The 17739-nt window shown below is 50.4% G+C and carries 11 protein-coding genes; 10 read left to right on the top strand and 1 reads right to left on the bottom strand.

Annotated features, from left to right (window positions below):
• Nucleotides 1–311: 311 nt before the first annotated feature.
• The 6 genes from I8J30_RS27455 (at nucleotide 312) to deoC (ending at nucleotide 6811) form a co-directional block, all read left to right on the top strand.
• The gene (locus I8J30_RS27455; protein WP_210663631.1) at nucleotides 312–1430 is read left to right on the top strand and encodes a BMP family lipoprotein; all 1119 of its coding nucleotides are present in this window, start codon (nucleotides 312–314) and stop codon (nucleotides 1428–1430) included.
• A 117-nt stretch (nucleotides 1431–1547) separates the two neighbouring features.
• Entirely contained in the window at nucleotides 1548–3071 is a 1524-nt protein-coding gene (locus I8J30_RS27450) for an ABC transporter ATP-binding protein (protein WP_210663629.1), read from the top strand.
• Complete coding sequence (locus tag I8J30_RS27445) at nucleotides 3068–4144, top strand: ABC transporter permease (protein WP_210663626.1); 1077 nt, start codon at nucleotides 3068–3070, stop codon at nucleotides 4142–4144. The genes I8J30_RS27450 and I8J30_RS27445 overlap by 4 nt, the downstream gene beginning before the upstream one ends.
• 3 nt (nucleotides 4145–4147) lie before the next feature.
• Nucleotides 4148–5104 (top strand): ABC transporter permease, encoded by a 957-nt coding sequence (locus I8J30_RS27440; protein WP_210663625.1) that lies wholly within the window; start codon nucleotides 4148–4150, stop codon nucleotides 5102–5104.
• A gap of 96 nt (nucleotides 5105–5200) precedes the next feature.
• Entirely contained in the window at nucleotides 5201–6103 is a 903-nt protein-coding gene (locus I8J30_RS27435) for a sugar-binding transcriptional regulator (RefSeq protein ID WP_276316190.1), read from the top strand.
• Nucleotides 6104–6127: 24 nt separating this feature from the next.
• On the top strand, nucleotides 6128–6811 hold the full coding sequence (gene deoC / locus I8J30_RS27430) for a deoxyribose-phosphate aldolase (RefSeq protein ID WP_210663623.1): 684 nt from the start codon (nucleotides 6128–6130) through the stop codon (nucleotides 6809–6811).
• A 59-nt stretch (nucleotides 6812–6870) separates the two neighbouring features.
• On the opposite strand, the gene I8J30_RS27425 is transcribed toward deoC, so the two are convergent.
• Entirely contained in the window at nucleotides 6871–7389 is a 519-nt protein-coding gene (locus I8J30_RS27425; protein WP_210663621.1) for a DinB family protein, read from the bottom strand.
• Nucleotides 7390–7490: 101 nt separating this feature from the next.
• Between I8J30_RS27425 and queF the strand changes: the two genes are divergently transcribed.
• The 4 genes from queF to I8J30_RS27405 all read left to right on the top strand — a co-directional run bounded on the left by queF (nucleotide 7491) and on the right by I8J30_RS27405 (nucleotide 17734).
• Nucleotides 7491–7994 carry a preQ(1) synthase gene (gene queF / locus I8J30_RS27420; protein ID WP_090985217.1) on the top strand — a complete coding sequence of 168 codons (504 nt, stop codon included), beginning with the start codon at nucleotides 7491–7493 and terminating at the stop codon, nucleotides 7992–7994.
• Nucleotides 7995–8015: 21 nt separating this feature from the next.
• Nucleotides 8016–9221: an MFS transporter gene (locus I8J30_RS27415; protein WP_091225400.1), complete on the top strand. Its 1206-nt coding sequence runs from the start codon at nucleotides 8016–8018 to the stop codon at nucleotides 9219–9221.
• A 209-nt stretch (nucleotides 9222–9430) separates the two neighbouring features.
• Nucleotides 9431–16210, top strand: a complete 6780-nt coding sequence (locus tag I8J30_RS27410) for an Ig-like domain-containing protein (protein WP_210663619.1) — start codon at nucleotides 9431–9433, stop codon at nucleotides 16208–16210.
• Between the two features lie 84 nt (nucleotides 16211–16294).
• Nucleotides 16295–17734: a tetratricopeptide repeat-containing glycosyltransferase family 2 protein gene (locus I8J30_RS27405; RefSeq protein WP_210663617.1), complete on the top strand. Its 1440-nt coding sequence runs from the start codon at nucleotides 16295–16297 to the stop codon at nucleotides 17732–17734.
• The last annotated feature ends 5 nt before the right edge of the window (nucleotides 17735–17739 follow it).

Below are 17739 nucleotides of genomic sequence, written 5' to 3'. Positions count from 1 at the left end.
GGTCGATCGGATGCGGAAATGGCATCATTGGACGAAGTGGGCCGAAAAAAATGATTTTTGAGCCAAAAAATATGGAAGAATTTATTCGTTATGGGAATGCTATACGTGAAACGATTGAGATGTGACATAAGTGTGAGAAAACGTTACATAAGAAGGTAGAGAGACTGGATTTAATCCGCAAAACTAGTTTACAAAAACCTCAAATCACCGTATATTTGATAAAGGTCAAACAAATGCTAAAACAGGTTTTTTACAAATGTTCAGACTGGGGTTAGCAGTAAACTAAATATGGAAATGAGGAGTAGAATACCATGAAGAAAAGTTTAGTAACAATCGTGATCTGTATGCTTGCATTTGCAATGGTCGTAGGTTGTGGAAGCAAGAACAACAACACCAACAACGCAGGTGGGAATGCAGGTACAAACGAAGGCACCAAGGCTTCCTTTAAAGCGGGTATGGTTACAGACTCCGGTACAATTGATGACAAATCCTTTAACCAAGGTACTTGGGAAGGCTTGCAGCGCGCTACGAAAGATCTTGGCGTAGAAACGAAATACTTGAAACCGGCTGGTACGACGGAAGCTGACTACCTGAAAGAAATCGGCAACCTGTACGATGCAGGCTTCAAAGTAATCGTAGCACCGGGCTTCAAATTCGAAACGGCGATCTTTGCGGCGCAAGATAAATATAAAGACGCAAAATTCGTTCTGATCGACGGCGCTCCTCATACTGCTGACGACTTCACGCCGGTTGTGAAAGAGAACACGGTTTCGATCTTCTTCGCAGAGCATGAATCCGGCTTCATCGCGGGTGTTGCAACTGCGGTTCAATTGAAAGAAGGCGAAGCAGGCTTCATCGGCGGCATGGAAATCCCTGCCGTGCAGAAGTTCAACTGGGGCTTCCAGCAAGGCGTGAAATACGCGAACGACAACCTGGGAACTAAAATTTCGATCAAAAAAGAAAACGTAGTATACCAAGGCAGCTTCGACAACGTAGCGGCAGGCGGCCAACTGGCAGCTCAAATGTATGACCGCGGCGTTAAAGTCATCTTCACTGCAGCAGGCGGCGTAGGCGTTGGTGCAATCAACGAAGCTAAGACTCGCGCTAAAGCAGGCAAAGAAGTATGGATCGTTGGCGTTGACGGCGACCAATTCAAAGACGGCGTGTATGAGGGCGACAAATCCATCATCATCACTTCCGCAATGAAGAAAGTTAACTCCGCGTCCTTTGACATGATGAAAGCCGAGCAAGACGGTACATTCCCTGGCGGCCAAACCTTGACGTTCGACATCAAGAACGATGGCGTAGGCTTGCCTGAAGAGAATCCGAACCTTAGCGAAGATACAATGACTAAAGTCAATGATGTTGAAGCTAAAATGAAAAGCGGCGATATCAAAGTAGCAGCTGAAAAAGGCGATCTTATTAAGTAAGAGTCTTTTGCGATAAACCTTCATTCTAAGAAGAGACGGGATGCTCCGTCTCTTTTTACCATTAATCGTCCTAATCAGCTTTACCCTTACGATCAATTAGGTAAAGGAGCCTATCGTATGGAATTTGTAGTGGAAATGTTGAATATTCGTAAGGAGTTTCCGGGGGTCGTGGCTAACGACGATATTACGCTCCAGCTTCGCAAAGGCGAGATTCACGCTTTGCTCGGAGAGAACGGGGCCGGTAAGTCGACGCTGATGAGCATCCTGTTCGGGATGTATCAGCCGGACTGCGGCACGATTAAGATCAATGGCGAACAGGTCAAGATCGCAAATCCGAATGTGGCAAACAAGCTTGGCATCGGCATGGTTCACCAGCATTTTAAGCTGGTCAGCAATTTTACCGTTACCGAAAATATTATTCTTGGCAATGAGCTTAAAAAAGGTTTTGTGCTGAACATCAATGGAGCAGCCCGCCGTATTGAGGAGCTCTCGAAGCGTTATGGCTTGAATGTGGATCCTCATGCGAAGATTGAGGATATTTCGGTTGGCATGCAGCAGCGCGTGGAAATCTTGAAGATGCTGTACCGGGACGCGGAAGTGCTCATTCTGGATGAGCCGTCAGCTGTTCTGACGCCGCAGGAAATTGAAGAATTGGGCAAAATCATGCTGAGCTTGATCGCAGAGGGTAAGTCGATCATTCTGATCACGCATAAGCTGAAAGAAATTAAAGCGGTAGCTAACCGGTGTACGGTCATCCGCCGCGGCAAAACAATCGGTACGGTTGATGTCGCGACAACGGGCGAGCTCAAGATGGCCGAGATGATGGTTGGACGCAATGTCTCGTTTAAAGTTGACAAAGAAGGTAGTCGTCCGGGCGAAGTGATTCTGAAGCTGGATGGGCTCACCGTGAATAATAATAAAAACGTACCCGGGCTCAAAAACTTCTCGCTGGATGTTCGGGCAGGAGAAATCGTCGGTATCGCCGGCGTAGAGGGCAATGGACAAACAGAGCTGGTGGAAGCGATTACAGGCTTGCGCAAAGTCGAAAGCGGACGGATTGAAATCGATGGTCACGACATTACGCGCGAATCGATCCGAGGCCGGATTCAGAAGGGCATCGCGCATATCCCGGAAGATCGTCAGAAACGCGGCTTGGTGCTGGATTACACGCTTGAAGAGAATATGATTTTGCAAATCTACAACCGCAAGCCGTTCGCTAAGCGCGGCATCCTGAACAAGGCTGCGATTCGCAAATATGCAAGCGGCATATTGGAGAGCTTCGACGTGCGTTCGGGCAGAGGCCCGCTTTCCTTATCGCGGTCGTTATCCGGCGGTAACCAGCAGAAGGCGATCATCGGCCGTGAAATTGAACTGGATCCGGGTCTGTTGATCGCGGTTCAGCCTACGCGCGGCCTTGATGTCGGGTCGATTGAATATATTCACAAGCGATTGATCGAGCACCGGAACAGAGGCAAGGCCGTGCTGCTCATCTCGCTGGAGCTTGACGAGGTGCTTAACGTGTCAGACCGCATCGCGGTACTCAATAACGGAGAATTGATCGGCGTCGTCAACGCGTCCGAGACAAACGAGAACGATATCGGCCTAATGATGGCCGGAGTTGGAAATGGGGGAGACCAATGAGAAATGTCATTATATCCCTATGTGCGGTGATATTCGGCTTGCTCGGGGGCGCAATACTGATGGCCGTGACGGGTCATCAGCCATTCGAGGGCTACAGATACCTCTTCGAAGGCGGTCTCAAAAATGCGTCGCGTTTCGGAGACACGTTGGCAACCGGGACTCCGCTTATCTTCACGGGGCTTTCGGTCGCTTTTGCCTTCCGCACGGGCTTGTTTAATATCGGAGCTGCGGGTCAAATGCTGTTCGGCGGTTTCTGCGCCTCGGCAGTAGGTCTTAATGTCGATACGTCCAGACCGCTGCTGCTGCTGCTCATGATCATTGCCGCTATCCTCGGCGGTGCCGTATGGGCATTTATTCCGGGACTTCTCAAGGCCAGATTCAATGTACATGAGGTTGTATCGACCATCATGATGAACTGGGTCGCTTATTGGACGATCTACTACGCCGTTCCGGCCTATCTGAAAGCAGAGCAAATCGAGACGGAATCCCGTTCCCTGGCTGACAAAGCTACCTTGAGAGCGCCATTCCTCTCCGATCTGTTCGGCGGCTCCTATGTGAACTTGGGCTTGTTCCTTGCAGTGATTGTCGTGATCATCATTGCATTCATCATTAACAAAACTACGCTCGGCTACGAGCTTAAAGCAGTCGGCTTCAACCGTCACTCGGCTGAATATGCGGGTATCGGCGTTAATCGCAGCATCATCACGTCCATGCTGATTTCCGGCGCACTCGCGGGACTCGGCGGTTTGGCGCAATATGCAGGTAACGGAAACAACATTCAGATCGGGATCTTGCCGACACAGGGCTATGATGGGATTGCGGTTGCGCTGCTTGGTGCCAACTCGCCGATCGGTGTATTGTTATCCGCGTTATTCTTCGGTCTCCTATACTCCGGTCGCGGCTTTATGAATGCGATGACGGAAATACCGCCGGAAATAGCGGATTCCATTATCGCGATCATTATTTACTTCGCGGCAACGAGCGTACTGATGGACAAGCTGATTACCCGATTCTTGTCCAAGCGTAAAGAGGCAGCTGCAAACTCAGCGGTCAGCGGAAAGGAGAAGGTGTAGCGTATGTGGATCACGATTCAACAAATATTCCCGTATGCGATCATGTTTACGATCCCGCTGCTCATTACGGCGCTTGGCGGATTGTTCAGCGAACGAAGCGGCGTCGTGAACATCGGTTTGGAAGGACTCATGGTCATTGGCTCCTTCGCTTCGGCCTTCACGATGTATAAGCTGCAGACGGCTTGGCCGGATCATCAAATCGCATCGATCTGGATCGGACTTCTGGTCGCGATCGTAGCAGGGACGCTCTTCTCATTGCTCCATGCTTTCGCGAGCATACATCTCAGCGCGAATCAGGTTATCAGCGGTACGGCGATCAACATGATTGCCGGAGCCCTCACGGTGTTCCTTTCCCGTAACATCACAGGCAGCGGGAACATCCGTCTTGCCGGCGGTTTCCCGCCGTTTGATGTGTGGGGACTATCGGATATTCCAATTCTGGGACCGCTGCTCTTCACGAAGACGTACTGGACGACATGGATCATCTTGCTGGTCGTCCTTCTCAGTTCCTTACTTCTGAGAAAAACAGCTTTCGGCTTGCGACTGCGTTCTTGCGGCGAATATCCGCAGGCAGCAGAGGCAGCAGGCGTCAATGTACGGAAAATGCGCTATATCGGCGTGTTGATTTCCGGTGCATTCGCAGGTTTGGGTGGAGGTATCCACCTGGTTACGATCGCCGGTGAATTCACGGGGACGGTCTCCGGTCTCGGTTTCTTGGCACTCGCGGCCTTGATCTTCGGACAATGGCGTCCAATCGGCATTCTGGCCGCAACCCTGTTCTTCGGCTTTGCCAGCACAGTTGCCAACGTATCGCAGGTTATTCCGGCATTTGCTTCATTTCCGCCGATTATCCTTAAGGTGTTCCCATATGTTATTACTTTGATCGCCTTGGTTCTGTTCTCCAAAACATCGCAAGCACCTAAGGCTGCAGGGGAGGTATTCGATTCGGGCAAACGTTGATGAAGAGTGAGTGAGCTATTGACAGGGGAGTGTTGAGAGCCAGTGCATGAAGAACGTTCAGATGATAAAAGGGGAAAAATGCTGGATGCGGTCCGGATGTATTATCAACTGGACTACAGCCAGCAGGAAATTGCCAAGCAGCTCGGGGTATCCAGACCTACTGTAAGTCGCTTCATCCAACAAGCTAAAGAAGAAGGCTATGTGATCATCAGCATCGTCGATCCGCTGGAGAACAATGACCTTCTCGCATGTCAAATCGAGCGTAAGTTCGGGCTCAAGAAAGTCATCATCGTCAATGTGCCGCATTATGAGGATGCCGTGGTCAAGAAGTACTTAGGCCCGGCAGCGGCAAAGTACGTGGACAAAACCATCAAGGACGGCGATATCGTAGGCATCACTTGGGGAACGACCCTATATGAGGTTGCGCTGAACCTGCAGGATAAGCATGTCAAAGACGTAAAGGTCGTGCAGCTAAACGGAGGCGTCAGCCATTCCGAGACGAACACTTATGCGTACGAGATTGTGAATCTGTTCGGTAAAGCGCTCCATACGAACCCGTACTTCATCCCTCTGCCTGCGATCGTCGATCACCCTGTCGTGAAGAAGACGATTGAAACGGATCGCCATATCCAGAATATATTGGAGCTGGGGAAGAAGGCCAACATCGCGATTGTAACGGTGGGTGCGCCGACGGAAGATTCCGTTTTGATCAAAGCGAACTATTTCAACGAGAACGAGCTTCGGATGATCTTCGAGAAAGGCGCCGGCGATATTTGCTCGCGATACTTCAATCTGGACGGTGTGATCTGCTCCCAAGAGCTGAATCAGCGCACCATCGGAATCGATCTCGAGGATCTGAAGAAGAAAGAAAAATCCATTCTGGTAGCAGGCGGTATCCGCAAGGTCGACGGGATCTACGGCGCGCTGCGCGGGAGATATACGAACGTGCTGATAACCGATCAATTTACCGCCAAATACCTGCTGGAACGGACTAACTAAAACAGACAGAGAGTAGGAAATAGGATGGGTAACGAGTTACAAGGAGCAGCATTAGCCGCTTATTTTGACCATACGTTGTTGAAACCGGATGCGACGGCGACGCAAATTGCTAAGCTGTGTGAAGAGGCGAAGCAGTATAAGTTCGCTACCGTTTGCGTGAATCCATACTGGGTATCGGAAGCAGCGAAACAGCTTGCAGGTTCAGGGGTCGGCATCACGACCGTTGTTGGCTTCCCATTGGGCGCTTCAAGCTCGCTCGTCAAAATAGCAGAAACGAAAGATGCCATCGAGAACGGCGCAACGGAAATCGACATGGTGCTAAACGTAGGCGCACTGAAATCGGGTCGCCTCGAAGAGGTGGAAAACGATGTGCGCGGCGTCGTAGAAGCTTGCAAAGGACGCGCAGCCAGCAAAGTTATTCTTGAAGTGGGCTTGCTTACGGATGAAGAGAAAGTGACGGCTTCCGAAATTTGCAAACGTGCCGGCGCAGGTTTCGTGAAAACCTCGACCGGTTTCGGTCCCGGCGGCGCGACGGTCGAGGATATCGCGCTTATGCGTCAAACAGTCGGACCCGAAATGGGCGTTAAAGCTTCGGGCGGCGTGCGTGATCTGGCAGCTGTGCGCAATCTCATTGCTGCAGGCGCGACACGCATCGGTGCGAGTGCGAGCGTGACGATCGTCAGCGGCGGTACAAACGAAGGCTACTAATTTCATGTGGCAAGACAAAGCGAGAGAGGTGCATATCATGCACCTCTCTCGGTTATTTTCTAGCGATTTAAGTATCGTTCACGGATGACATTCAGATGATGCAGCTCGTGGCCGACGATGACGTAAGCAAGCGCCCTGGCGGAAATGTCGGTGTTGCTGGCAAAGCCTTTCCGGAGGAAAGCCTCAGGCGGCAAGCTGCGCAGAAGCGCTGCGGTCGCGCCTTTGACGGCGTTGTAGTTCTCCAGCAGCTCCGCGACCGTTTCGTTATCGAACGTGGCCCCTTGCACAAAATCATTCTCATCGAAGCCCGGCAGCGGCGTGCGGTCTCCGCGTGCGGCGCGCAGCAGGCGATAGCTCATGATTCGTTCCGTATCTGTGATGTGGCCGAGCACTTCTTTCAGGCTCCATTTGCCCGGTGCATAGCGATAGAGCGCTTGTTCTTCGGTCAATGCGGAGAACAGGGCGTTTGTTTGGTTGCGATTGACTTCAAGCGCTTCGCGCAAATCTCCGTCCGGAGCAGCTGCGATATACGTGCCGAAGTGTGATCCGTATTCATCTGCTGAAGGTCTGGTTAACAAGAGCATCATCCCCTTAGGTTGAATTGAGCCTGCGATAAGGTGTAAGCTACTAGAACAAGAGTAACCCTCGAACCAAGTAAATACAAGGAGTGTATGTGAAAATGTCAGGAAGATCGAAAGAAGAGCTGCAAAGCGGCGGCATTACGCAGTTGGGCAATCAAGGCACGTCCTATCTGTTCAACTACAGCCCGGAGGTGCTGGAATCGTTCGATAACAAACATATCGGACGCGATTATTTCGTGAAATTCAACTGCCCGGAGTTTACAAGCCTGTGCCCGATTACGGGACAGCCCGATTTTGCCACAATCTATATCTCGTATATTCCCGATGTGAAAATGGTGGAGAGCAAGTCGCTCAAGCTGTACCTGTTCAGCTTCCGTAACCATGGCGATTTCCACGAGGATTGCATGAACATTATCATGAATGACCTCATCGCGCTCATGGAGCCGCGCTACATCGAGGTATGGGGCAAGTTCACGCCGCGCGGCGGCATTTCGATCGATCCTTACACCAACTGGGGCCGTCCGGGCACTAAGTTTGAAGAAATGGCACAATACCGTCTGATGAATCACGATCTGTATCCGGAGAAAATCGATAACAGATAATAAGTCAGGAAGTGGCTGCAAATGAATTTTTCATGGGAACGGAACTTAGTTGTACTGTGGATCGGGGTTTTCTTCTGCAGCATGGCCTACTCCATCTCGATTCCTTTTCTGCCGATCTTCTTAAATACCGAGCTGGGCGTGGAGCATCATCTGGAAGCATGGTCCGGCATTGCCTTTGGCATTACCTTTCTGGCGAGTGCGCTGATATCGCCGTTCTGGGGTTCGCTCGCCGATAAATATGGGCGTAAGCCGATGTTGATTCGCTCGGGCTTCAGTCTTGCCGCACTTTATTTATTGAACTATTTTGTCCATGATCCGTACTGGTTTCTGCTTATCCGTATTTTCCAAGGGCTGCTTGCCGGCTTCGTGCCTGCCTCTATTGCCCTTGTTGCAACGAATACGCCGGAAGAGAAGACAGGCTATGCGCTTGGTATCATGTCGACGGCCGGAGCGACGGGAAGCATTCTCGGACCGCTCGCCGGCGGTTTGGTCAGCCATTATATCGGCAACCGCGAGGCTTTCCTGTTCTCCAGTGCCATCGTTCTAATCTCTGCCCTTGTAGCGACCTTCTTCGCGAAGGAGCAGAATTTCAATCGCAAGGCCGTCAGGTCGCATGTGCGTGATGATCTGAAGCATGCGCTGGCCAATCGGCCGTTTATGATCCTGCTGATGCTTGTAGCTGTCAGCACCTTTTCGGTTATGATACTGGAGCCGCTCATTACGCTGTATGTCTTGAATATGGGCATTTCTCCTGATCGAGCTTCATTAAGCTCCGGTATTATTTTCTCGGCGGTCGGTATCGCTACGGTCATTATGGCGCCCAGATGGGGCAAATGGGGGCGTAAGCTCGGTTATCAGAAGGTGCTGTTGATTGGGCTTATCGGCGGCGGCATAGGCAATCTGCTGCAAATTTTCGTTACCGGTTATATCGGCTTCGGCGTGCTGCGGTTCGGGTACGGTCTGTTCTTCGCCGCCGTCAATCCGTCGATTAACGCGATGATCGTGCAGCATACCGAATCGGAATTCCGTGGACGAGCATTCAGCTTGAACCAGTCCGCATCGCAGCTTGCAACGATGGCCGGACCGATTATCGGAGGCGTCCTCGGCGGCATGATGCCGATCCACTATATCTTCGTCATTAACGGTAGTCTGCTGCTGTTATCTGCCTTCCTCTTTAAGTTCAAGGTAAAGCAGAATCCCGCGCCTGTTACCAGTCATCAACCATAATTTGTAAAAATACGGAATCCAAAACCGCTTCGCGAGAGGAATGCTCTCGCGGGCGGTTTTTTCGTCATAAAATGACAAAAATATGGCACTTTCGCATTCTCTATCGAATGCTCACGTGGTATAGTAGCAGTAGTATAAATGGTATAGAATGCCTATTGCGATCATAGATTCCGCTCTTCATATATGCCAGGGGAAGGATTTGTTCGTTCATGACTAAGAAACAGAGAAAACAGCGCCTGAAGTCCGTGAAGAAAGCAGCCCAACTATTCGGCACGGCAACCGCGCTGGCCGTTCCGGTTGCCCTCGCGGTACCCGGATTTGCCAGTGCAGACCCGGTTGCCATCCCGCAGCCGGTTAATCTCCCGGTCGTCATCAAGAGCATCAACAGTACGCTCGCCAATGAGTATGCTTCTAAGATAAAGGCGGGAAGTAATTTCCAACTTGATCTGAACACGATTTTTGAAGAGGCGGATACGCTAGAGTATACCGTTGTTGTCCAGAATAACAGCGTAGCCGACGTTAAGGTTACGAGTACGAACAAATTGGCTTTTAACCTCAAAAAAACCGGCTCCACCATGGTAGATCTCATCGTACATAAGCCGAATGAGAGCATGTCCATTCATGAACGCTTCACTCTAAAGGTCGGTGCCAACGGGGCGCTCGATCCCGATCAAGACGGAGCGGGGATTGCTGATATTATCAAGTATTTCAACAGCCACGCCGGCGAATTCCACTCCACAGGTGATTACCGCACACTCCTGCAAGCCGCCGTTTCAAGTACAGTGCCGACGCCGAATCATGCGCCGTTTGTCTCCCCTGAAACCACATCTATCGTAATGCCAGCAGGAACCTACACCGAAATTCAATTAAACGATCTATTCAGCGACGAAGATGGCGATGAGCTTTCCTTCGAGCTGATTGACCCTCCATCCAGCAGTTCCTTTGTCAATGCACACCTTTACAGTGAAACTAGTACTCTAGTCCTAACGGCTGTAAATCCAAGCTCGCAGTCTCTCATTGTTACAGTGGATGGGACAGATGGTGAAGAGAGTGCTACGAAGCTGTTTAGTGTGACGGTTGGGGCTGCGCCAGTGGTGAATCATCCTCCGGTGGCAGGTGCAATTAGCTTCGAAGTCGATGAAGACGGCAGCTATCTCGGTACGTTTAACGGAACGGATGCGGATGAGACAGACACACTTACATACAGCGTGCTCACTCCGCCTGGGCACGGTACGCTAAGTTATGATTCGCTAGATTTGAACCAGTTTAGATATACGCCTGCAGCGGGGTTTAGCGGGACGGACAGCTTCACTTATGTGGCGAATGACGGCACGGCGGAATCGCTGAAAGCGACAGTTTCGATTACGATTAACCCCGTGAACGATAAGCCGGTAGCAAATGCGATTAGTTTAGAAGTCGATGAAGATGAGAGCTATGTCGGAACGTTTACCGGAACAGATGAAGATACGACAGACACACTTACATACAAATTGATTTCTCAGCCGGGTCATGGAACGGTGAGCTACAGCTCACTGGAGTTGAATCAGTTTAGATATACGCCTGCTGCGAACTTTAGCGGAACGGATAACTTCACTTACGTGGCGAACGATGGAACGGTCGATTCGGAGCAGGTGACAGTATCGATCACAGTTCATCCGAAGAACGATAAACCGGTAGCGAACGCGATCAGCTTTGAAGTGGATGAGGATGGCAGCTATGTGGGTACGTACAGCGGCACGGATGTAGATGCGACAGACACACTTACGTACAAAGTGATCTCTCAGCCGGGCAACGGTACGCTGAGCTTTGGCTCGCTGGCATTGAATAAGTTTAGATACACGCCTGCAGCGGATTTTAGCGGAACGGATAGCTTCACTTATGTGGCGAACGATGGAACGGAAGACTCGGAAGCGGTAACCGTCACGATTACCATCAACCCATTGAATGATCGGCCGGAAGCGAATGCGATTAGTTTTGAAGTGGATGAGGATGGCAGTTACACAGGGAATATGAGCGGCGTCGATAAGGATCATGATGGACTGACCTATCGAATTGGATCCGATCCGAGTAAAGGTCAGTTAACCTTTTCAGACGAAACAGGTGCATTTACTTACGCGCCTAATCCGGGAGTAAGCGGAGCAGACTCGTTTACGTATGTTGTATTCGACGGAACGATGACCTCGCAAGCGGTGACGGTTTCCATTACGATCAATCCTGTAAACGATAAGCCGGTAGCGGATGCGATCAGCTTTGAAGTGGATGAAGATGGCAGCTATGTGGGTACGTTCACCGGAACGGATGCTGATGAGACAGATACACTTACATACAGTGTGTTTTCTCCGCCGGGTCACGGCACACTGAGTTATAGCTCAATGGAGTTGAATCAGTTTAGATATACGCCGGCAGCGGACTTTAGCGGCGCGGATAGCTTCACTTACATGGCGAACGATGGAACGGTCGATTCGGTGCCTGTGACAGTATCTATCACGATCAATCCGGTGAACGATAAACCGGTAGCGAGTGCGATTAGCTTCGAAGTGGATGAGGATGGCAGCTATGTGGGTACGTTCACCGGAACGGACGTAGATGCGTCGGATATTCTTTCATATGAAGCTGAGACGCAACCGCTTCACGGTACGTTAAGCTATGGCTCGTTGGCGTTAAATCAGTTTAGGTATACACCGGCAGCGAACTACAACGGCACAGACTCATTCACCTATGTAGCGGATGATGGCACCGAGGAATCGCTGAAAGCGACTGTTTCGATTACGATTAAATCAGTGAACGATAAACCGGTAGCAAATGCGATCAGCTTCGAAATCGATGAGGACGGCAGCTATGTGGGTACGTTTACCGGAACGGACGTAGATGCAGCGGACATTCTTTCTTTTGAAGTTAATTCGCAACCGCTTCACGGAACGCTGAGCTATGACTCGCTCGAGTTGAATCTGTTTAGGTACACGCTGGAAGCGGATTACAACGGCTCGGATTCCTTCACCTACGTGGCGAATGACGGAACGGTCGATTCAGTGCCTGTGACAGTATCTATCACGATCGATCCGGTGAACGATAAACCGGTAGCGAGTGCGATTAGCTTCGAAGTGGATGAGGATGGCAGCTATGTGGGTACGTTTACTGGAACGGATGCAGATGCGGCGGACATTCTTTCATTTGCAACTGCATCGATACCAAGTCACGGTACGCTAAGCTACAGCTCGCTGGAGTTGAACCAGTTTAGATACACACCGGCAGCGAACTACAACGGCACGGACTCTTTCACCTATGTGGCGAATGATGGAACCGGCGAATCGTTGCCAGTGACAGTATCGATCACCGTTACACCGAAGAACGATAAACCGGTAGTGAACGCGATCAGCTTTGAAGTGGATGAGGATGGCAGCTATGTGGGTACGTACAGCGGCACGGATGTAGATGAGACAGACACACTTACGTACAAAGTGATCTCTCAGCCGGGCAACGGTACGCTGAGCTTTGGCTCGCTGGCATTGAATAAGTTTAGATATACGCCGGCAGCGGACTTTAGCGGAACGGATAGCTTCACTTATGTGGCGAACGATGGAACGGAAGACTCGGAAGCGGTAACCGTCTCGATTACCATCAACCCATTGAATGATCGGCCGGAAGCGAACGCGATTAGTTTTGAAGTGGTTGAGGATGGCAGCTACACAGGCAATATGAGCGGCGTAGATAAGGATCATGATGGACTGACCTATCGAATTGGATCCGATCCGAGTAAAGGTCAGTTAACCTTTTCAGACGAAACAGGTGCATTTACTTACGCGCCTAATCCGGGAGTAAGCGGAGCAGACTCGTTTACGTATGTTGTATTCGACGGAACGATGACCTCGCAAGCGGTGACGGTTTCCATTACGATCAATCCTGTGAACGATAAGCCGGTAGCGGATGCGATCAGCTTTGAAGTGGATGAAGATGGCAGCTATGTGGGTACGTTCACCGGAACGGACGCAGATGCGGCGGATATCCTTACATTCGCAACTGCATCGTTACCAAGTCACGGAACGCTAAGCTATGACTCGCTCGAGTTGAATCAGTTTAGGTACACGCCGGAAGCGGATTATAACGGCACGGACTCCTTTACCTACGCGGCTAACGATGGAACGGTCGATTCCGTGCCTGTGACAGTATCTATCACGATCAATCCGGTGAACGATAAACCGGTAGCGAATGCGATTAGCATCGAAGTGGATGAAGATGGCAGCTATGTGGGTACGTTTACCGGGACGGATTTTGATGAAGCGGACATTCTTTCATTCGTAGCTACCTCGACACCAAGTCACGGGACACTGAGCTACAGCTCACTCGAGTTAAATCAGTTTAGGTACACACCTTATGAGGATTATTCGGGAACCGACTCCTTTACTTATAAGGTGAATGACGGAACGGAGGATTCGCTGGCACCAGCTACCGTTTCGATCACAGTCAAGCCTGTAAACGATCTGCCTACTGCGAATGAATTAAGTGTGGATGTCAACGTTGGCAGCAGTGTTGAAGGAAATCTTTGGGGTGAGGATCTTGATGAAGGCGATTCGCTGTCATATAGCATTGTAACTGCGGCAAGCCACGGTACAGTGACGATAAGTTCAACCGAATTAGGTCATTTTACGTATCAACAGGATGGCAGTGAGCAAGCATTCGATTCGTTTACTTATAGGGTCTATGATGGAACAGGGTATTCCCAGGAAGCGACCGTATCCATTTCAATACACTCGGTAAATGCAGCTCCGATAGCGGAAGACTTTGAAATCGCAGTGACGGGGAATGCTCCGTACGAGGATATCTTGCGCGGCGGGGATGCAGATGGGGATGAATTGACCTATTCCATTTATCTTTCCCCAGGTGCAGGCAGCGTGGAATTGAATCCGGAAACGGGCGAGTTTACTTATACACCGATGAGCGGCGTATCCGGCGCGGATTCGTTTGCGTATCAAGTTTATGACGGAAAGAAGTATTCCAATATTGCTTCCGTAGTAATTTCAATAGCTGAAAATGAACTGCCGACTGCATCCGATATGGAGCTTCAAGTGCCGGAAGCTGAATCGCATGCCTATGTTTTGGAAGGCAGTGATGTGAACACGAATGACATATTAAGCTATAGCCTGTTAGAGGGACCTCAACACGGTGAATTGATCATGAATGAGCCGGAGCCGGGGATGTTTACTTATACACCTACGGAAGGCTATAGTGGCAGTGACTCATTCACCTATGTGGTGAACGATGGTTGGGGGGATTCCAATACGGCAACCGTATACATCACAGTTGGTGACGGAAGGCCGAAGGCGATACCGCAAACCGTTGAAACGCTTGAAGATGAGCCTGTCTCCGGAACATTATCAGGAGCAGGTGGCAACGGAGAAGGTCTACAATTTTTCTTAGGTGGGACAAAGGTAAAAGGAGACGTAACGCTAGATCAAGAGACCGGCGAATTCACTTATACGCCGAATGAGAACGCCAACGGAGTGGGTTCCTTTACGTTCAAGGTCTATGACGGAACCTCGTATTCGGATGAAGTGACCGTTACGGTGAATATTACGCCGGAAGACGATGAACCGATTGCCGGTATGGTAGGTCTGGAAGGTTACATTCAGCTTCGCCCGGATCAAACGGCCATGCTGGATCTGTCTCAGATTTTCACCGAAGTGGACGGTCAGCAGCTTACGTATCGTGCAACCTTCCAAGGCAATAGCAGCTTAAACGGAACGCTTAATGGATCGAGTTATTATTTGAATGCGCTGGGCTCCCCAGGCTTCACTTCTTTCGATTTACAGGCTAGCGATGACGGCTTTGAAACGTATGTTTCGGCCCCGGTTATGGTTCAGGTCGATGGAGGCAACCTTCCGGATGTAGAGGAAATCAGCAATGATCAAGATGAGTATACCGTTGATCTATCCGAATATTTCTATGGTTATTTCGATTATGTTGCGTTTGACGCGGAATCAGGCGCAATGCTGCCGATTGAAGAGTCGACGTTAACGGTTCCGTTGGAAGATGATGATATTGTCACTGTTGTCGTTTCAGCTAGAGACGGATACGGTTTGACGATTACAGATACTTTCAACCTGTATGTAGGGATCGGTTTCAAAGATATTGGCGTGCAGTTCTTCGACAATAACGAGGGTTACGAGGATCACAATGCTTATTTAGACATGAAAGACATCTTCCATAATGCCGTTGAATTCCAAGTTACCGCTTATAACGAAGAAGAGATCAAGGGTATCGGCAGTTATACGCTAGGCGTCTGGACGGTTGATCCATGGCTGAACCTGTCGACGGATGTAACATTTACGACTGTGTCAGAGGTTGAAGTCAAAGGGCGTACGGCAGATGGGATCGAAAAAAGCTACACGCTCCGAATTCGGGAAAATACGGCTCCGACTTTAGATGGCGGTGGAGAAGCGCCACCGATCCTGCTTAAGAAAGGCGAAACGGTTGAGCTGGCAATCACGGATGCCGAGGGAGATCCTATTACTTCGGTTATTGCAGATCCTGACGATTCGATCTGCGGCGACAATAGCAGCTGTGTCACTGCCACCTACGCTGACGGGAAGCTGTTTGTAACAGCAGGGATGGAAAACGGTTCTGCGACACTGGATATCATGACATCGGATGGTCTGCCGTTTGGCACCGGTTATTCTTATCGTACCTTCATTATCTATGATGATAGCATTGATATTGTAGACGACTTTAGTATCGATAAAGAACTTGCAGGGCTGTTAGCGGGCATGGACGTAGGTTCATTGACGCTCGTAGGTGTTGAAAGTGAATACATGATTCATGATCCCGGAGCCACATTGAATGGGACAACGTTACATTTTGACGTTAATTCAGAGGCCATGTACCCGGGCGACAGCGAGTTTATAACCGTAACCATTACGGACGGCAATATCACCAGAGTACTCACCCTGTACATGAATGTTGCTTGGACGGAAATAGACCCAGGATCCGCTTAGAAGAAAGTAAAGAAGTTTAACCAATGGCCAACTCATTTCAGGTTGGCCTTTTCTTTTCAACTCAACCCAAAGGAGAATGAGCCCTTGAATCAGGCAACGGATAGAAAACAGTCAGCTTCGAACGCCATTCGTCAAGCGCTAACGGCCCGCAAGTTCAAACTGGCGGAGAAGCTCGCACTGGATAGTCTGCGCAGCCAGCCGCTGCTTGCACAGAATTGGGTGTTTCTTGGGGAAGCGCTGCTGCATCAAGGCTGCGTTCAAGAAGCAGGACATGCCTTCGAGAGAGGCAGCGTGCTAGACCCGCAGGCGCAGTGGGGGAGCGAGGTGCAGAAGGTGCTGGCGGGCAAACCGCCGGGGGACAAGCGCGAGGATTTAGCGGAATTGTGGCAGCTGCAACCGGCCGTAACCGTTGCGGCCGCTATTATGACGCGGAATGAAGCGCGTTGTATCGTCCGCTGCGTCAATAGCTTACAGGATGCCGTGGATGAGATCATTATCATTGACTCGGATTCTACGGACGGCACGATTGAGCTTGTCGAGCATATGCCGAAGGTGAAGATTATTCGGAGCGTGGCGCTGAATGATGATTTTGCGTGGAAACGAAATCAAGCTCTGCCACATATCAAGAGCGATTGGGTGCTCTGGGTGGATGCGGATGAATGGCTCTTTCAGGAGGACATCGGCGCTGTCCGGTTGGCGGCATCGATGTTCCATGATCGGTTTCAGCACACGGTTCTTAATGTATGCCAAGTCAATCAGATCCAAGGCAAAATATCGGCTGATTATGCGAATCCACGGATGTTCCCGCTTAATCGCGGCTTGCATTATTACGGGCGCGTTCACGAGCAGGTTGTGATTGAAGGCGAAGATATGTACGACAACCGCATGATGCGGCGTCCGGTTCGCATTCGGCTTCATCATGACGGCTACGAGCCGGCTATTATGGGTCAGCAGAACAAGCTGGAACGGAACTTGCGGCTGCTGAAGCTGATGGTGGAGCAGGAACCGGACAATCCGGGCTGGCTGCTTTATTATGGCAGAGAGACGCTTGCGACAGGGGACATTGAGAAAGCAAAAGCGTTATTCCTAGAAGCGGAGCGGCTTGCGCCGGGTAAGCCGAATTTTGGCAGGCTGCTGGATGTCCTGATGTATTTGAACAAAATCTATATGAGCACGAAGGATTATGAGCAAGCACAGCGCGTTTGCTTGCGTGCCCTTGAGGTGCAGCCGAACTTCCCGGATGCCAAGTATCATTTGGCGAAAGCTAAGATGAGGCAGGCGGGGGTTCTGCTGCAGCAGGCAGAGCGCAGCCTCAAAGAATCGAAGGAGGCCTTCCGTACGTATCGGGGAACCGTTACGGCGGATGCTGCCATTGCCGATTGGAAAGCGGATCTTGCGCTGGCGGATCTGACAGCAATCGCGGGCAAGCAAGCGGAGGCGAAAGCCCAATATGAACAGATTCTGGGCCGTCATCCCGAACTGAATATGGTGCTAAAGAAACTAGCCGGCATGAACAACGAATAAAAGTT

The organism is Paenibacillus lignilyticus (assembly GCF_017942085.1).
Lineage (GTDB): Bacteria > Bacillota > Bacilli > Paenibacillales > Paenibacillaceae > Paenibacillus_Z > Paenibacillus_Z lignilyticus.
Note: the sequence above shows the minus strand (reverse complement) of the source record. Positions and strands in the feature narration are given on the sequence as shown.